The following is a 16,912-nucleotide window of genomic DNA, read 5'->3' as shown; positions in this document are numbered from 1 at the left end:
CCGGTGTGAAGGCACACGATGAAGTGAATTCGACCGAGGAGTTCGTTGCGCATCGGGAGTTGTTGTTCTCGATCGTCTACAACGTGCTCGGTTCGGTGGCGGATACCGAGGATGTGTTGCAGGAGACCTGGCTGGCGTGGTCCGGCCGGTCCGGTGTGGAGAATCCGCGCGCATATCTCGTGCGGATCGCGGTGAACGCTGCGCTTGCTCGCCGTACGACGATCAACCGGCGCAAGGAGGACTACGTCGGGCCGTGGTTGCCGGAGCCCGTGGTCACGCTGATCGATCCGGTCGAGCGAGCCGAGGCGGTTTCGCTGGCGATGCTGGTCGTGCTGGAGACGCTGACGCCGCTGGAGCGGGCGGTGTTCGTCCTGCACGAGGTCTTCGGCTACGCGCATCCGGAGATCGCGGAGATCGTCGACCGTACGCCGGTCGCCGTACGGCAACTCGCGCACCGCGCCAAGGAGCACGTGCAGGCGCGGCGGCCGCGCTACACCGCGGATCCACAGGTGCGGCTCGAGGTGACGCAGCGGTTCATCGACGCGGTGGTCGGTGGGGATCTGAACGCGTTGATGGAGGTGCTCGCGCCCGACGTGACGCTCTGGGCCGATGGTGGCGGCAAGGCCCGGGCGGCCGGGCTGCGGCCGGTGCTGGGGCGGGACAAGATCGCGCCGCTCATCGTGGGCGACGGGCGGCGGCGGCCGGTGCCGTCGCTGGGCATCCGGTACCGGGCCGTGAACGGCGATCCGTCGGCGTTGCTGCTGTCCGGGGACACGCCGTTCGCGGTGATCGTGCTGGAGGTCGAGGGTGATCAGGTGACCGGCATCTTCGCGATCACGAATCCGGACAAGCTCGCTCGGGTGGCGGTGAGCTGACGTGACTGCCTTCGCTGTTGTCGTTGTCGCGGTGACTGTTGGCCTGAACGCCTTCTCCGGGATCGCGGCTTTGCTGCACTGGCAACCGATCCTCCCCGGGATGGTGAAGGCCGGGGTGCCGGAGTCGTGGTTGACGTTTCCGATCGGGACGCTCAAGACCGCGGGGGCGGCCGGGCTTTTCGCCGGTCTGCTGGTGCAGCGTCCCGGGCTGATCATCGCGGCCGCGGTGGGGTTGGTGCTCTTCTTCGTCTGCGCGTTGTACACGCATGTGCGGGCTGGGGATTACACCGCGCAGTTCTTCCTCGCGGTCTTCTTCCTAACCATGGCGTGCGCCTCGCTCGTGGTCAGCCTGACTGCCTGACGGCGGGGCCATCCTGCTTACCCTGACTGCATGACTGTGAACGTGCGGCCCGCGGTTGCCGCTGACGTCGATGCCGTCGCCGCGATCTGGTACGCCGGGTGGGGCGATGGGCACCTTGGTCACGTGCCGGACGAGTTGGTCGCGATCCGGACGGAGGAGTCCTTCTGGACCCGGGCGGCGGACCGGATCGCCGACACCACGGTCGCGGTCGTCGGTGACGAGGTCGCCGGGTTCGTGATGGTGGTGGGGGAGGAGGTCGAGCAGGTGTACGTGTCGCGCGATCACCGCGGATCCGGAGTAGCTGGGACGCTACTCGGCGAAGCCGAGCGGCAGGTGAAAGCCAACGGACACAGCGAAGCGTGGCTCGCGGTCGCCACCGGCAACGCCCGGGCCCGCCGGTTCTACGAGCGCAGCGGCTGGACCGACACCGGCCCGTTCGACTACCCGGCGAACGTCGACACCGGCACCTTGCCCGTCCCGTGCCACCGCTACGTGAAGCCGGTCTAACGGATCCTGCTGCCGCGATCTACGGACAAAGCTGCGCGGTCTAACGGATCGTGGGCGCCGCCGCGACGCTCGACTGGTGCGCAAACCCGGGCGGAACGACAACCACCACCAGCCGGCACCGGCCGGCGGCGGTGGCCATCAGGAATCGGCTCGTCGGCAACTGGTGGTCGGCGGTGGGCGGCGGCGTACGGGGGCGTGGATTTCGGGCCGGAGCAGGGAGCTGGGACAAGGCGTCGGGCCCTGGGACAGGCCAAGAGTTGTCCCAGGCCCCAACCTGGTGTCCGCGCCCCGGCCCAGCAAACGGTGCCCGCCGGCCGAGCGCGTGCTCGCGCAGGACCACCGCGTTGGCGTCCCGGACGGTGGACCGGATATCCGAACGCATGCCGGCTTCCTCGTGGGTGCCCGAGGGGAAACCCCGAGCCGAGGGGTTGTCCGGGCTGGTGTGGCGTCTCGGGGGCTGCCCAGTCTTGGCGGTGTCGCCGCCGCGGTTGCGTGGATCGGTGCGGGTGCGGACCTGAGACACTCGCCAACCCCACCGTCGGCTCACCGCCGGCCCGGGATCGGGGCGTGGCCGGGCAGGACCGCGTCTGCTTGGTGAGTGTGTCAGCACCGCGGACTCGAGCGTGGCCTGGCCCAACTGGTGTCGGCCACAGGAGAGATCGACTTTGTGCACCAGTTCCGTACCCCGAGGGCTGACGCCGTACGGATCTGGTGCACAAAGTGACCGATCGAGGCAGCCGGGCGGGGTAGCGAGGCGGGGCTGTCGGGCGGCCGGGCGGGGTCGAGTGGCGGCTACCAGCGACCGGGACTGGCGCGGTGGTGTCGGTTGGGGTGGGGTTGGTCCCCGGGGGCACCCACGGAGACGACAGGAGAGCCGGCTGTCAACTGGCGTGGCGTCGTGCGGAGGATTCCCCTGGATTTGTTGCGCGGGTCGGGGTGATCCGGCGGGACCGGGTTAGTTTGCTTTTGCACGTTTCCCGTTCTTGGAGAGGTCACCATGGTCATCCGTTCCTGGCGCCGGCCGTCCCGTCGGCTGGTTCTGACCGGCGTCGCGGCCGTCGCGATGGCGTCGGTCGTCGGCGGAGTCGCGTACTCGGCCGGGGCCGCGTCTCCGCAGCCGGCGATTCAGACGTCGACGCCGCGGAGTGAGAAGCAGGTCACCAACATCGACGTGTTGCGCCAGCAGTTGCGCAACTACTACGGCGACCCGCTCGGCAGCGGCACGTTCGCGGCGGACAGCAACTACGCCAAGGAGGCCAGTTCGGTCGCCGCCGCGGGGACGCGCTGGATCTCCGCGCCGCACCACACCAAGGAGACCAAGGCGATCCTGCTGGACGTCGACGACACCTCGCTGGCCACGTGGAACTACGAGATCTTCAGCAACTGGGCGTTCAACCCCACCACCAACGCGGACTTCGTGCTGAACCAGAGGTTCCCCGCCGTGCCGGGCATGGTCGACCTGGTGAAGACCGCCGAGCGCGAGGGTTATGCGATCTTCTTCCTGACCGGGCGCGGTGCCGCGCAGGAGCAGGCGACCCTCGGCAACCTGACCGAGGACGGTATCGGCGTCGACGCCGGCTACCCGAAGCCGACCGCGCTGCGGAACGGTGAGGACGGCCTGTTCACCAAGCCGGCCGTCGCCGACTACCCGGACTACCTGAAGAAGGCCTGCGCCGCGGACCCGAACGGCTCCTGTACGACGATCCACTACAAGTCGGCCACCCGCGCGCACATCGAGTCGCTCGGCTACGACATCGTCGCGAACTTCGGCGACCAGTTCTCCGACCTCAAGGGCGGCTTCGCCGACCGCACCTTCAAGCTCCCGAACCCGAACTACTACCTGCCGTAACTGCTGGATCGTCCACCGAGTCGTGGATCGTGGTCGGCGCCCAGCCAAACCCGACCCGAATCCACGACTCGGCGGATGACCATCACTGCGTGAGCCGGGGGAGCGCACCGCGGAGGAGGAGCCAGAGGTTGTCGCGCAGGGCCGGCTCGAACTCCATCCGGATCGTGCCGAGCGAGAGGTCCGCCTCGTAGGCCGCGACGACGGCCGGGACGGGATGGGAGTGGGTCCAGATCGCGCCTGCCAGCATGCTCGCGGCGGCGATGAAGCGGCCTGATCCCTCCGCGCCGAGCTCCGGTAGCGCCCCGACGACCACCGCGATCATCCGCTCGAAAGCGATCGCGGCCGCCCGCTTGAAGGCCAGCGCGGTCTCGGTCGAGATGTTCCGCTCGAGCACCGACGCCTGTGCGCTGATCAAATCGCACAACACCGGTCGCGCGGCCAGCGTGCTGACCACGGCCGACACCAGCCGCTCCGCCCGCTCGTCGACCGGCGCCGTCGGTGCGACGCCGGCGAGCGCGGCCGCCAGGTCCTCCACCCAGGCCGTGAGCTCCGTGCTGGAGAGCTCGAGCAGGACCGCCTCGCGGGACTCGAAGTAGTTCAGCACGTTCGACTTCGCCAGGCCGACGCGGCGGCTCAGCTCGTTCAGGCTGACGTCCGCTACCGGCATCTCGGTCAGCATGGCCGCCGCCGTCTCGAGGATCGCCCGCCGCCGGACCGCCCGCTGCTCCGCGCTCCGCGCGCGCTGGAATGTCGTCACGCTCACATTCTACAGACCGGCGGTCTGTTGTTATCAAACCGGCGGTCTGATACCGTCGAGGACATAACAGACCACCAGTCTTTTACGAGGAGCAGACCATGTACGACGTCCCCGACCAGACCGGCAAGCTCGCCGTCGTCACCGGCGCCAACAGCGGCACCGGCAAGGAGGCCACCAAGCGCCTCGCCGCCGCCGGGGCGCGGGTGATCATGGCGGTCCGGACTCCTGCCAAGGGAGAGGCTGCCCGGGCCGAGATCCTGGCCGAGCACCCCGACGCCCAGCTCGAGGTACGCCGGATCGACCTCGCCGACCTGGCATCGGTGCAGGAGTTCGCCGACGGGCTGGCCGCGGACGAGCCGCACGTCGACCTGCTCGTGAACAACGCCGGCGTCATGCACCCGCCGACCCGGATCACCACGAAGGACGGCTTCGAGCTGCAGTTCGGTTCGAACTTCCTCGGCCCGTTCGCGCTCACCGTGCGGTTGCTGCCGCTCGTCCTCGCCGCGCCCGCGCCGCGGATCGCGACGATGGCCAGCGGTGCCGCGAACTTCGGCCGGATCCGCTTCGACGATCTGCAGTGGGAGCGCCGGTATCGCCGGATGGCGGCGTACTCGCAGTCGAAGCTCGCCGACCTGATGATGAGCAACCACTTGGCCAAGCTGTCCGCCGACCGCGACTGGGGCCTGCTCAGCGTCGCCGCACACCCCGGTTTCACCCGTACGAACCTGCAGACCGCCGGCGCCTCGCTCGGCCGGGAGCGGCCGTCGCGCCTCACCCACTGGGGCCTGCGGTTCAACCCGCTCCCGACACAGGGCGTGGAGGTCGGCACCGAGCCGCTGCTGTTCGCGGCGACCAGCCCGGATGCCCAGCCCGGCGCGTACTACGGCCCGTCCGGCCGCCTCGGCCTGGTAGGCCCCACCACGCTGGTCAAGGCCCCGAAGAACGCACTGGACCCGGAGACCAACGCCCGCCTGTGGTCGGTCGCCGAGGGCCTGACGGGTGTCTCACTTCCCGCATCCGGTCCTATCCTGCGCAAATGAGCGAATGGTCGAGCGGGGAGATCTACGAGTCCTACGTGGGTCGGTGGAGCCGGTTGGTGGCGGCCGAGTTCGTGGCCTGGCTGGATCAGCCCAACGGCCAGCGTTGGCTTGACGTCGGCTGCGGTACGGGCGCTCTGACCAGCACGATCCTGCGTACGGCGGATCCCGCGTCGGTGCTCGGGGTCGATCCGTCGGCCGGCTTCGTCGAGTACGCGCGGAAGACCGTCACCGACGAACGGGCGAGCTTCGAGGTCCGATCGGCGGCCGAACTCCCCGACGGCCCGTACGACGCGGCCGTCGCGGGGCTCGTGCTCAACTTCATCCCCGAGCGGGTCGAGGCGCTCCGCCGGATGCGAGAGATCGGGTCGACGGTCGCGGTCTACGTCTGGGACTACTCGGACGGCATGGAGCTGATGCGGTACTTCTTCGACGCGATGATCGAGGTCCGGCCGCAGGATCGCGAGCAGGACGAGGGGCTCCGGTTCGCGTTCTGCACGGCGCACGGTCTGGAGGGGCTGTTCAGCGAGAGCGGGTTCACCACGGTCGACCTGCGCGAGATCGTCGTACCCACGGAGTTCGCGTCGTTCGACGACTATTGGCAGCCGTTCCTGGGTGGGCAGGGGGTCGCGCCGGCCTACCTGCGTGCTTTGGGCGAGTCGGACCAGCTGGCGTTGCGGGAAGCAGTGCGTTCGCGGCTGCCGATCGAAGCGGATGGGACGATCCGGTTGAAGGCGAAGGCCTGGGCTGCGAAGGCGGTCAGCTGAGGTAGTCGCTGCGTAGCAGGCCGAAGAGCAGGTCGTCGGTCCACTCGCCCTTGAACCAGCTGTTGGACAGCCGCAGCCCTTCCTGCTTGAAGCCGACCCGTTCGAGCAGCCGGGCCGACGCGGTGTTGCGGGCGTCGCACTCGGCGGAGACCCGGTGCAGCTTCCGCTCGATGAAGACGTTGTCTAGCAACCCGCGGACGGCCTCGGTCGCATAGCCCCTGCCCTGGTACGCCGATGCGAGCGTGAAGCCGAGCTCGGCCTGCATGAGGTTCTCGTCCAGGTTGAGGCCGAGATCCCCGATCAGTACGTCGTTGAGGTCGACGGCGTACTGGAACCAGCCGGGCGCGGCCGGGTCGCCCTGGGCGAACTCTTCAACCTTCTCCACCGCCTTGGACAGCGGCAGCGGGGCGTCCCACGACTGGTACCGGGCGATGTCGGGATCCGACCGGTAGGCCGCGAACGCCTCCGCATCGGCGGCGGTGAAGCGGCGCAGAGTCAGCCGTTCGGTGCGCACGAACATCAAGCCATCATGTCAAAACCAGGGCCTCGACTCCGACCTGTCAGTGAGAGGGGTGATCCGATGAAATACCTACTGATCCTGCAGGGCGAGGGCGAGCCGTGCCCGGGCCGCGACGACTTCGAGCGGATCGCTTGCGACACGGGCGAACTGGTCGGCGGTGAGGTACTCGCGGATCCGCAGCTGGCCGTCCACGTGCCCGATCGGGCTGCTCCTACGCCCATCGACGCCTACTACCTGATCGACGTGGAGAGTCGCGAGCGGGCGGTCGAGCTCGCGCGATTGCTGCCGGACGCCCGGACAGTCGGGCGATCCGTCGAGGTCCGCGCGGTGATGCACTCGACCGCCGCCGACTTCTAATCCGCGACCCTGAACCAGAGGTGGGTGGCGAGCGGGGTCTGTGTCACGCTCAGGCGGTCGAGGCGGACGGAGTGGCCGCCGGGGTGGTCGAAGAGGCGGGTGCCTTCGCCGAGCATGACCGGGGCGAAGAGCAGTAGGACCTCGTCCAGTTCGCCGGCCTCGATGCACTGTTTGGCGATGTTGGCGCCGATCACGTTGACGTACTTGTCGCCGGCTGCCTCCTTGGCGACTGCGAGTGCCTTCGCGAACTCGTCGACGTACGTGATGCCGGGCTCGGGAGTGTCCGGCGGGCGGTGGGTGAGCACGAACAGCGGCCCGCTCCACCCACCTCCGAACGCCTGCCCTTCGCCGGCCTCGCCCTTGTGCGGATCGTCGCCGTCGTGGGAACGGCGGCCGGCCAGGACAGACCCGATCCGGGGGAGGAGTTGCTCGACCTCCGGATCGGGCCCGAGGTACGGGCGCATCCACTGCATGTCACCGTCCGGTCCGGTGATGAAACCGTCCACCGACATCGTCACCGAATACAGAACCTTCGCCATCGAGTCCTCCTGAGTCGCTCGTCCGGGTGTCCTTCGTTGAGACGAGCGAGCCCGAAAGAACTCATCGCGGACCGCCAGGCCATCACGACTGCGGGCCCAAGCCCGTGCCGCCGCGTGCGGACGAAGTGGTGGCGTGATTGTGATGGCCTGGGCGTTCGCATCACGAGCCCCGGTGCGACTGCGGTCCGTGCTGGCGGTAGCCTTCCCGGCAATCGGCCTTTTCGGATACGGAAATCGAGGTGGATCGGGGCGATGCCGGAGCCGGAGCACGCGATGATCGACCTCGAGCAGCCGTCCCAGGCCCGGTTGTACGACCTGTTCCTCGGCGGCAAGAACAACTTCGAGGTGGAACGCCAACTGTTCCAGGAGCTGGTCAAGATCGCGCCCGAGGCGCCGGAGCTGGCCCTGGAGAACCGGCGTTGGCTGGCCGAGGTGGTCGGCCGGATGATCACCGACGGCGGCATCGGCCAGTTCCTCGACCTCGGCGCCGGGCTGCCGACCCGGCGGAACACCCACGAGATCGCCGCCGAGGCGGACCCGCTGGCTACCGTCGTGTACGTCGACAACGACCCGACCGCGATCTCGCACGGCCAGGCGCTGCTCGCCGACGATCGCACCAGCTTCTTCGCCGGTGCCGACCTGACCGACCCGGCCGCCGTCCTCGGGCACCCGGTCGTCACCGCGGCGCTCGACCTGAACCGCCCGGTCGGGATCATCCTCGGACTCGTGCTGCACGCGATCCCGGACACCGATCGGATCGAGCGCGTGATCGCGGAGTACCTGGCCGCCGTACCGTCCGGGTCGTACCTGGCGCTCAGCCACCCGCTGAACCCGCGCGACGGCAGCCGGCTGGCCGAGTTCTCGACGGCGGTCGAGGACAAGGTGCGGGAAGCCTTCCCGCAGGTGATGTTCCGGACCCGGCACGAGATCGCCGGGTTCGTTGCCGGCCTCGACCTGGACAAGCCCGGGCTGGTCGACCTGACCGACTGGTGGCCGAGCGCTGATCAGCACCTCAGCCCCACCGGTGCGGCCCAGTTGCTGCTGGTGGCACTCGCCCGCAAGCCCTGACAAACCACTGGTGATCCGGCCGTCCGCGGCCGATGATGGGTCGTATGTCTGCCAAGGCTGCTGCCGCTCACTGATCGCGCCCGGCCTGATGTCTCCGGGCTCGCCTGATCATGCCCGTCGCGACGACGGGCCCCGCAGCGTGCAGTTCCTCAGCCTTGGAGTTCGTTCCTCATGACCAATCTGTCGTCGTGGGTCGAGATCGCGTGTGACGAGTCCGGATTCTCCGGGACCAACCTCCTGGATCCCGCCTCGCCCGTGATCACCCACGCCAGTGTCGATCTCGCCATCCCCGCAGCCGCCGACCTGGTCGCCATCCTGCGACCACGGCTCCGCCACCGCACCGAGTACAAGTCCAACCAGTTGCTGCGACCCGCGCAGCGAGCCGAACTCGAGTGGTTCCTCACCACTCTGCGCGGGCATGCGCACGTCCACGTCATCGACAAGGCCCGGTACGTCGCCGCCCGGGTCTTCGAGCTGTTCACCGGCGAACCGTCCTACGGCGATGGCACGAGCCTGGCCCGGGAACACTGCGATGGCGTGCTCGCGCTGCAGCACCGGACCGACTTCCTGGCCGCGTTCGTCGACCTGACGCGGACGAAGCGGTTGCGGCTGGTCGACCACGCCGCTGTTGACCGGTTCTTCGCCACGATGCCGTCCGATGTGCCCGCCTTGCGTGAGGTGACGCGTGCTCGGGTGGAAGGCGTGATGCTGCGGCTGATCAACGACGATCGGACGATCCCGCCGCCGCTCGAGCCGTTGGTGCCCGCGCTCGCCGAGACCACGCTGTTCTGGAGTGCCGGACAACGGTCGGTCGCCGTGGTGCACGACGAGCAGAGTGCGCTGACGCGACATCGGGTGGCGCGATTGCGCACGTACCTCGCCGACGCGGTGTTCCCGGCACCACCGCCCCTGCTCACGCTCACGCAGGTCGACTCGAAGGCCGACCCGCGCGTGCAGGTGGCGGACCTCCTCGCTGGAATCGCCCGCCACCTGACCACCCGGCCGGCCACCCCCCAGCTGGCCGAGCTACTCGCTCCCTACCTGAACGGTCAGCCCACCGGCTGGCGGGTGTAGGAGCGCGCCACCGCGATACCGACGATCTCGGGGCGGCCGGCCGGTTCGGGGCCGAGGACCTTGGCGAAGGCCGGTCCGAGGCGGTCGGCGAAGAACCGGTCGGCGTGCTCCTTGGACTCCCAGAGTGTGACGACCCGGAGTCCGTCGCCGGTGCTGCCGACGTACCTGGCCTGCAGGCCGGCCGGTTCGTCGGCGCCGAGCTGCGCCATGACCTGGTCGAACTGTTCGATCGCCGCGAACGGCGGGGTGGCGACTGCGATCCACTGCATGATTCCTCCTTGATGATGCGGATGTTCATCACGGTAGGAATCCGCCGGCGATCAGGAATCCGCCAGATCACTCATCCGGGGTACTCATCTGCGGCTGGACCAGGCCGCGATCTGACTGCGGGTGGCGAAGCCGAGCTTGGTCAGGATGTGCTGGACGTGGTTCTGCGCGGTCCGCTCCGAGATCACCAGCCGGGCGGCGATCTGGCGGTTGGTCAGCCCTTCGGCGACCAGTCCGGCGACCTCCAGTTCGCGCCCACTCAGCTTGTGCTCGGGGTCGCCGTTCAGCCGGACGAGCAGCACCTTCAGTTGATCGGCGTACGCCGCCATCCCCAGCGACTCGACCAGGCGGGCAGCCTCGACGGTGAGGGGCCGAGCTTGTTCGCGGTCACCCGGCCGGTCGCGGGTGAACAGGGTGCGGGCGAGGTGGAACTGCGCCTCGGCGACGAACCCGGCGGCTCCGGCAGACTCGGCCATCGCCACCGCGATGGTCAGATCCTCGACTGCGGAGTCCAACCGTCCGAGCGCGGCGCCGGCCCGTCCGATCGCCAGCTCCGCCGGCCCCATGTACGCGACACCGTTGCCAACGGCATGCTCCCCACGGAACGGCTGCAACCGGTCCAGCAGGACGCCGAGGTCGTCGTACCGGCCGAGGCCGCAACAGGCGAGCGTCGCGTACACGTACGCCGGCAGCACGAAGAACGCGGGCAACGACCACTCGTCGATCGGGCCGGCCAGCCGGTACGACGCCGCCGCCTGCTCGGGTTCGTCCGCGCACAGCAACAGCTGCGCCCGGGACAGCAGCGACATCGTCGCGAACCGCGGTGGTGGATCGAACCGCTGCTCGGCGAACTCACGCATCTCCGCGCTGACGCCGATATGACCGGCCAACGCGATCTGGAGCGCGAGGTACGCGCCGGTCGCGGGTGCTCTCTCGACCGGTCGCATCCGGTCGAACCCGCGCCGCGCGACCGCCGCCGCCTCGGTGTACTGCCCGCGAGCCTGGGCGATACACGCGGCGATGCGGTCGTGATGCCAGGCAGCGACCGGTCCACCGAGGCGATCGGCCGCGACCCGCAGCCGGGGGAGTTCCTCGGCCGCGGCGGCGAGCCGGCCGCTCTCGATCAGCGCGTCCAGCCGCCAGATCTCTCCCCACATCTCGGCGCGGGGATTGTTCGTCCGCTGGGCGAGTTCGAGCATTTCGGCCGCGAGATCCAGCCTTTCCGCTCGCCCGTCCGGGCCCGGGCACGCCTCCTGCCTGGCGCGGAGCGCATCGGCGAGGGCTCGATCGTCCGCCGAGGATCGAGCCAGCTCGAGGGCGGTCGCGCTCAGCGCGTCGAGTCGTGCCTGTTCGCCGGCGTAGAAGGCGAGATGGCTGCGCAGGGCAAGCAAGCGGGCTCGCAGCGCGAGATCGATGCTTTGGGCAAGCGCTGCTTCGCACAGTCGCTCAGCGGTCGCGTTGATGGTCGGATCGGGTACGGCCTCGAGGACCAGCGCGGCCTCGGCGGACTGCTCCGGAGTCTGCGCTGCCGCAGCAGCTTCGACCGCCGCCGCACAGCACGCGGTCAGATCACCCGCGAGGTACGCCGCCTTGCCCAGGGCAACCAAGAGGTCGCACGACTCCGCGGGATCGAGCGGCCGAGTCGCCAGCGCCTGCCGATACAGCCGAACACCTTCCTCATAGGCCAGTCGTCGTACGGCGTCCTCCGCGGCGCGGACCAGCCAGGTGCGTGCCGTCGTACCGTCGCCGTACTGAGCCAGGACCGCGTAGTGGCCGGCGATCGCTGCCAGGTGGTCACCGGGGTCTTTTGCCAGCGCATCGGCGATCGCCCGGTGCAGGGCTGTGCGCTCGGTGGTGGACAGGGACGCCTCGACGGCATCGCGGGTCAGGGCATGGATGAAGCGGAAGCCGTCGCCCAGGTGCTCGAAGAAGCCGAGGCTGGTCGCCTCGTCGACCAGTGGCAGGCATTCGTCTACCGATCGTTGCAGCATCGCGGCAATGGTCCGCAGCCGGACCTCCCGGCCGGCGATTGCGCTGGCCTGAACCAGCCGGCGACAGTCGTCCGAGGCGCGGCCGAGCCGGGCGGTGACGATCTCGAGTACCGACCGCGGCGGCCGGTCCGGCTGCCAGGAGCCGTCGGCGATGGCGCGGGCGATCTCCCGGACGAAGAGCGGGTTGCCGCCGGTGATGCGGTGCACCGTCGACACCACCGTGGGGTCTGTGGTTGCTGTCAGCAACTGTTCGGCGACCTCGGGGCGATCGAAGGTGTGCAGCTGAAGGCGTTCGGCGGTGGAGAGGTCGCCGAGGTTCGTCGCGTCGCGGGCGGTCGCCAGGATCAGGACCGGCATGTCCGGGAGCTGTTCGGCGAGGTGACGCAGTACCAGGACGGACGGTTCGTCAGCACGGTGGACGTCGTCGAGGATGATGACCAGGCCGCGGTCGCCGGCGGCTCGTCGTACCGCGTCGGTGACTTCTTCGAAGAGCAGGAAGCGGTCGTCACCGGAGAGCACTTGATCCGCGTCCAGGCCGAGGGATCGCAGGACCTGCCGCCAGGGCCAGTAGGCCGGCGCGCCATCGGTCTCGGCGCAGCGGCCCCAGGCAACGGCAGCGCCTTGTGCAAGCGCCGATCCAGCGAGTTCCTGCGCCAGCCGGGTCTTGCCGATTCCTGCCTCGCCGGTACACACCACGAGGCGCCCGCTGCCCGCGCGCGCCTCGTCAACCCACCCCCGCAGCGCCCGCAGTTCCCCCAGGCGCCCCACCATCGCCATGCGCCAAGCATCGCGCCCGGCGACCCGAAGCGGAAGCCCACTCAGCGCTGGGAGATGTGCTCGGCGAGGTAGTCCTCCCAGGTGCGCGTGCCGACGGTGGCACCGCTCAGGGTCAGATTCCCGCCGGCCCGGTAGACCTTGCCGGTCTTACCGGGGATGTGGATCGGCAGCGACAGCCGGTGCTTGCCCGTGGCCCGTAGGTAGTCGCGGGATAGCTCGCCCATGGTGTACACCTTCGGGCCTACAAGGTCGGGCACGAGCCCGGCCGGCTCGCCCAGCGCCAGCTCGACCAGCCGCTCCGCCACATCGCGCGCATCCACCGGCTGGAGCCGCAACCCACTCGGAACGGGCATCACCGGAAGCTTGGCCATCGCTCCCACCGTCTTCACGGCGAAGTCGTGGAACTGCGCCGCCCGCAGGACCGTCGACGGCACCGAAGACGCCAGCACCGCCTCCTCGGCGCCCAGCTTCGACTTGAAGTACGTCAATGACAGCTGGTCCACCGCCGTCACCGAGATGTGCACCAGATGCCGCACCCCAGCCCGCTCCGCAGCCCGGACAAGATTCCGCGTCCCGATGTCGTCCCCCTTCGGGCCGCCGGCCAGATGGACGACTACCTCGACCCCGCCGAGCGCCTCGTCGATCCCGTCACCCTTCAGCAGATCCGCCGCGACGTACTCGACCCCGTCGCCGCCCTCCCGCGCGTGCCGGCTCAGCACCCGCACCTTCCACCCCGCCGCCTGCACCAACGGCACAACTTGCCGCCCCAACGTCCCCGTGCCACCAGTCACCAACATCGTCCCCACGATTTCCTCCACTCGTCCGCGGACCCGATCTCCGGAGCCCACCGCTCTGACGGACCTCAACAGTCGGATGTGACAGCGACCGCCGGTGGTGGCGGTGGTGGCGGCGGTCGCGCTGTGCCGGGGGCCTGGTGGTGGCTGTGGTTGCGGGTCCGGGGGATGGGCCGGGGATTGGTGGTGGTTGCGGTCGGGGGTTGGTCGGCCGGGCGGTTGGTGGTGGTTCCGGGGCGGGGGTGGGCTGGGGGTTGGTGGTGGTTCCGGGGCGGGGGTGGGCTGGGGGTTGGTGGTGGTTCCGGGGCGGGGGTGGGCTGGGGGTTGGTGGTGGTTCCGGGGCGGGGGTGGGCTGGGGGTTGGTGGTGGTTCCGGGGCGGGGGTGGGCTGGGGGTTGGTGGTGGTTCCGGGGCGGGGGTGGGCTGGGGGTTGGTGGTGGTTGCGGGTCGGGGTGGTGGTGGTGGCGCCGGCTGTGGCTGCGGCGGGTCGGGGTGCTGGTGGTGGGGCCGGGGTTGTTGTGCTGGGGCGGCATTCAGCAGAGGCCGGAGGACGTTGATCGCAAGTCCTTCATCCGCAAGGAAAGTCCGAACACCGGAACGGCGACCGTCTCCCCGATGAGTCCGACTCTGGCAGTCACCCGTCACAGGTGGCGGCCGCCGGCCGGGTCTGAGATGTGCCTGGCCGGCGTGAGCGGCTTGCTTGCGACTGATTCAGAACCGAGTGCCGGGCCTACGCCGCGGTGGTCGAGGCCTTATGAGGGTTTGTGGTGTCGGCCAAGGGGTCTGCGGAGTGAGGGCTGGGTTTCGGATCGTCGTCAGCAGGGTTGTGCTCGTCAGCGGACTCCGGAGCGAGGTCGTTCCATGGGTCGAACGTGCGGGTGGCATTCGTGCGCCGCTGATCCAAGGGCAGGACAACTTCGGTTCCGAGCTGGCTGCGGCGATCAACGGCCGGGTTCGGGTCCGCGGTGTCGCCCCAGATGTCGAGGCCTGTGCCGGTCTGCGCTGGGCGGGCCGGCTTGCTGGGTACGCTGCGATGCCTGCTGTCCGGTCCTTCGCCCCAGGGGTCGAACCCATCGGCGGATAGGAGCGGCGGCTCGGGTGGCGAGGACGGTCGAGGCGGGGACGCCTCCGGTGATGGCTCCTGATGGTCCTGCTGCTTTCGCATGTGGGTATGGGGCGGTCGCTGGGCGGCGGTGTCTCCCCAGGGGGCGAAGTCACCGCCGGGTGGTGGGGGTTTCTGCGGGCGCACGGATCGTTCGTCGGTGGTTTCGCCCCAGGGGTTGAGGCGTGCGGTGTCCTCAGCGGTGATCCAGGGTGGGTCGGTGTCGCGTGGCCAGGCGCGGGTGACGGGGCCGCCCGCGGCTCCGCCGGTCGTGGATGCGCGACCGGTGGTGGCGTCGGTTGTGGGTGGGTGACCGGTGGTGGTGCTGGTTGTGGGTGTGGCCGGGGGTGGGTGGGGTGTGGTGGTTGGTGGCCGGTATCTGTCGCGGGGGATGGGGTTGGGGGTGGCCCAGGCGGGGCGGTCGACCTCGACGATGCCGTTGGTGATGTGGATGGTCCAGTGCCCGGCGTGGAGGTCGCGGTGACACCGTTTACATAGGAGCACGAGGTTGGTGATCTTCGTGGCGCCGCCGTCGATCCACGACTTCACGTGGTGGGCGTCGCAGTAGATGGGTGGGGCGCCGCAGCAGACGCAGCCCTTGTCGCGGGTGATGAGGGCTTTGCGGATCGGGCCGGTCGCGAGTCGCACGGTGGTGCCGACGTCGAGGGGTTGGGAGTCCGAGCCGAGCACGATCGGGAGGATGTGGGCGTCGCAGGCGAGTCGCCGGATGGTGGCCGCCGACAGGGCGTCGCCGTAGATCAGGTGGCCGAGTTTGTCGGCGGTGGCGGCCTTGAGGTCGTTGTAGTCGATGGTGACGGTGATGTGGGGCTTCGGGCCGTGCCCGGGAGTGAACCCGGGTCCCTGACGGTTACCCGCGCTGCCCGCGCTGTCGGTGGTGGCGGCAGTGTCCGTGGGCTCACTGGCGCCCGTGGAGGCGCTCGCGGAGGCGGCCGTGGCGGTGTCTGCGGGCGCGGTGGCGCGTGTGGTGGCGGCGGTGGTGGTGGTGGCTGTGCCCGTTGTGGGGTTTGTGGTGGTGAGGAGGGTGGTGAGGGCGTCGGCTTGGCGTTTGGTGCGGGGGCGGGGGTCGGGGGCGCCGTCGATGGTTTTGTGGGGTTTGGCGTGGGTGTGGATGAGGGTGCGGAACAGTTCGGCGTTGTCGTTGGCCAGGTAGCCGGTGAACGCGACGCCGTTGGCGGCGTTCTTCAGGGTGAGGGTTTCGCGGTCGTAGGCTTTTTGTTCGGCGGGTTCGGGGCCGTCGGTGTCGAGGCGGTCGCGGACGAGGCGGCCGGCCTTGCGCAGGTCGAGGGGGCCGTGGGTGCGGCCGAGTTCGACCAGTTGCTGTTCGGCGATCCGCAGGTCGTCGGCTGGAACGGTGGCCGGGACCTTGTCCAGCGCGGACACGATCGCCTCGGCCTGCGCCGGATGCAACAACACCCCCACCCCCGCACCATCCACCCCCGCACCATCCACCCCCGCACCATCCACATCCGCGCCGTGCTCGTCGTCGTTGGCGGCTTCTGCCGAGTGGGGGTCGGGGAGTGCGGCGGCGACGGCGGGGTATTTGGGCAGGGTGGTGGCGAGGTGGACGTCGCGGCGGGCCTTGGTGGGGTCGATGCGGTAGCGGAAGGTGAGTAGCCGGGCGGTGGTGCCGGCGCCGAGTTCGTGGGCGTGGCCGGTGGTGTCGAGGCCGGCGATGAGGTGCAGGGCGAGGGTTTCCAGGCGGGCGATCTCGGCGTAGGTGGCGTCGAGAGTGGACAGCATGTCGCTGCCGCTCATCGACCACACCGGTCGCTGTCCGAGAATCTCCATACACAAACTGTAAACAGCCTCGCCGACAGTTTTCAAACCCGGATGCCCTTGTTTTCAAGGGATTCCGTTCACAGGAGGTTGTCCACAGTGGCGCCGGGTTGTGGACAACGCGCCCCGGGAGGTGAGGTGTTGTGCTACCACTCTGAGCGGATGGGTTCAGGACCGTTGCTATTGGCAACTACGATGCTCGATAGACCGACGTGAGCGCTGAACGACCCCGGCGAACGGCAGGCGGCGGACCCGGAGCGCGAACACGAATCGGGGCGATCGGCGCGCCGGGGACGGCGATGCGGCACCAGGTTGTCTCCGCGGATCACCGTCGTTCGTGAGCCGGGTCTACTCACCAAGCTCTGTCGATCATCGGAGTCAGCCGCCGGCTGAGCGTGGGTTGGTCGAGCTGTGAGAGCTTGGTGAGTGGCTCACGTCCGGCCGGGCCCTGCGACCTTCGAGATCCCAGTCGCG

The 16,912-nt window shown here is 69.4% G+C and carries 16 protein-coding genes; 9 read left to right on the top strand and 7 right to left on the bottom strand.

What is annotated here, in order from left to right; all coding sequences use genetic code 11:
• Positions 1–23: 23 nt before the first annotated feature.
• The 4 genes from sigJ (at position 24) to OG555_RS05915 (ending at position 3,592) form a co-directional block, all read left to right on the top strand.
• On the top strand, positions 24–875 hold the full coding sequence (sigJ, locus tag OG555_RS05930; RefSeq protein WP_329481683.1) for an RNA polymerase sigma factor SigJ: 852 nt from the start codon (positions 24–26) through the stop codon (positions 873–875).
• Position 876: 1 nt separating this feature from the next.
• Positions 877–1,236 (top strand): DoxX family protein, encoded by a 360-nt coding sequence (locus OG555_RS05925; RefSeq protein ID WP_329481682.1) that lies wholly within the window; start codon positions 877–879, stop codon positions 1,234–1,236.
• Positions 1,237–1,266: 30 nt separating this feature from the next.
• A complete protein-coding gene (locus tag OG555_RS05920) occupies positions 1,267–1,743 on the top strand; it encodes a GNAT family N-acetyltransferase (RefSeq protein ID WP_329481681.1) in 477 nt (158 codons plus the stop codon).
• A 997-nt stretch (positions 1,744–2,740) separates the two neighbouring features.
• Positions 2,741–3,592 carry an HAD family acid phosphatase gene (locus tag OG555_RS05915; RefSeq protein ID WP_329481679.1) on the top strand — a complete coding sequence of 284 codons (852 nt, stop codon included), beginning with the start codon at positions 2,741–2,743 and terminating at the stop codon, positions 3,590–3,592.
• 82 nt (positions 3,593–3,674) lie between these two features.
• Here OG555_RS05915 and OG555_RS05910 read toward each other — a convergent pair whose 3' ends face one another.
• Positions 3,675–4,349 (bottom strand): TetR/AcrR family transcriptional regulator, encoded by a 675-nt coding sequence (locus OG555_RS05910; RefSeq protein ID WP_329481677.1) that lies wholly within the window; start codon positions 4,347–4,349, stop codon positions 3,675–3,677.
• 98 nt (positions 4,350–4,447) lie between these two features.
• Here OG555_RS05910 and OG555_RS05905 point away from each other — a divergent pair, with 98 nt between their 5' ends.
• Together OG555_RS05905 and OG555_RS05900 are read left to right on the top strand one after the other, a co-directional pair.
• Positions 4,448–5,389, top strand: a complete 942-nt coding sequence (locus tag OG555_RS05905; RefSeq protein WP_329481676.1) for an SDR family oxidoreductase — start codon at positions 4,448–4,450, stop codon at positions 5,387–5,389.
• Positions 5,386–6,153, top strand: a complete 768-nt coding sequence (locus tag OG555_RS05900) for a class I SAM-dependent methyltransferase (protein ID WP_329481674.1) — start codon at positions 5,386–5,388, stop codon at positions 6,151–6,153. Before OG555_RS05905 ends, OG555_RS05900 begins: the two co-directional genes overlap by 4 nt.
• Here OG555_RS05900 and OG555_RS05895 read toward each other — a convergent pair.
• Positions 6,146–6,673, bottom strand: a complete 528-nt coding sequence (locus OG555_RS05895; protein ID WP_329481673.1) for a GNAT family N-acetyltransferase — start codon at positions 6,671–6,673, stop codon at positions 6,146–6,148. The two genes, OG555_RS05900 and OG555_RS05895, sit on opposite strands and share 8 nt — an antisense overlap.
• A 60-nt stretch (positions 6,674–6,733) precedes the next feature.
• Here OG555_RS05895 and OG555_RS05890 point away from each other — a divergent pair, with 60 nt between their 5' ends.
• On the top strand, positions 6,734–7,030 hold the full coding sequence (locus tag OG555_RS05890) for a YciI family protein (RefSeq protein WP_329481671.1): 297 nt from the start codon (positions 6,734–6,736) through the stop codon (positions 7,028–7,030).
• On the opposite strand, the gene OG555_RS05885 is transcribed toward OG555_RS05890, so the two are convergent.
• Positions 7,027–7,569 carry a dihydrofolate reductase family protein gene (locus tag OG555_RS05885; RefSeq protein WP_329481670.1) on the bottom strand — a complete coding sequence of 181 codons (543 nt, stop codon included), beginning with the start codon at positions 7,567–7,569 and terminating at the stop codon, positions 7,027–7,029. The two genes, OG555_RS05890 and OG555_RS05885, sit on opposite strands and share 4 nt — an antisense overlap.
• A 252-nt stretch (positions 7,570–7,821) precedes the next feature.
• On the opposite strand from OG555_RS05885, the gene OG555_RS05880 reads away from it, so the two are divergent.
• Complete coding sequence (locus OG555_RS05880) at positions 7,822–8,637, top strand: SAM-dependent methyltransferase (protein ID WP_329481668.1); 816 nt, start codon at positions 7,822–7,824, stop codon at positions 8,635–8,637.
• Between the two features lie 171 nt (positions 8,638–8,808).
• Positions 8,809–9,711 (top strand): DUF3800 domain-containing protein, encoded by a 903-nt coding sequence (locus OG555_RS05875; protein ID WP_329481666.1) that lies wholly within the window; start codon positions 8,809–8,811, stop codon positions 9,709–9,711.
• Here OG555_RS05875 and OG555_RS05870 read toward each other — a convergent pair.
• The 4 genes from OG555_RS05870 to OG555_RS05855 form a co-directional block, all read right to left on the bottom strand.
• Positions 9,687–9,980 (bottom strand): hypothetical protein, encoded by a 294-nt coding sequence (locus OG555_RS05870; RefSeq protein WP_329481664.1) that lies wholly within the window; start codon positions 9,978–9,980, stop codon positions 9,687–9,689. The two genes, OG555_RS05875 and OG555_RS05870, sit on opposite strands and share 25 nt — an antisense overlap.
• Before the next feature lie 84 nt (positions 9,981–10,064).
• Positions 10,065–12,746 carry an ATP-binding protein gene (locus OG555_RS05865; RefSeq protein WP_329481663.1) on the bottom strand — a complete coding sequence of 894 codons (2,682 nt, stop codon included), beginning with the start codon at positions 12,744–12,746 and terminating at the stop codon, positions 10,065–10,067.
• Positions 12,747–12,787: 41 nt separating this feature from the next.
• A complete protein-coding gene (locus OG555_RS05860; protein WP_329484774.1) occupies positions 12,788–13,543 on the bottom strand; it encodes an SDR family oxidoreductase in 756 nt (251 codons plus the stop codon).
• A gap of 726 nt (positions 13,544–14,269) precedes the next feature.
• Complete coding sequence (locus OG555_RS05855) at positions 14,270–16,450, bottom strand: HNH endonuclease signature motif containing protein (protein ID WP_329481661.1); 2,181 nt, start codon at positions 16,448–16,450, stop codon at positions 14,270–14,272.
• Between the last annotated feature and the right edge of the window lie 462 nt (positions 16,451–16,912).

This window comes from Kribbella sp. NBC_01484 (genome assembly GCF_036227145.1).
In the GTDB taxonomy this organism is placed as follows: domain Bacteria; phylum Actinomycetota; class Actinomycetes; order Propionibacteriales; family Kribbellaceae; genus Kribbella.
Note: the sequence above shows the minus strand (reverse complement) of the source record. Positions and strands in the feature narration are given on the sequence as shown.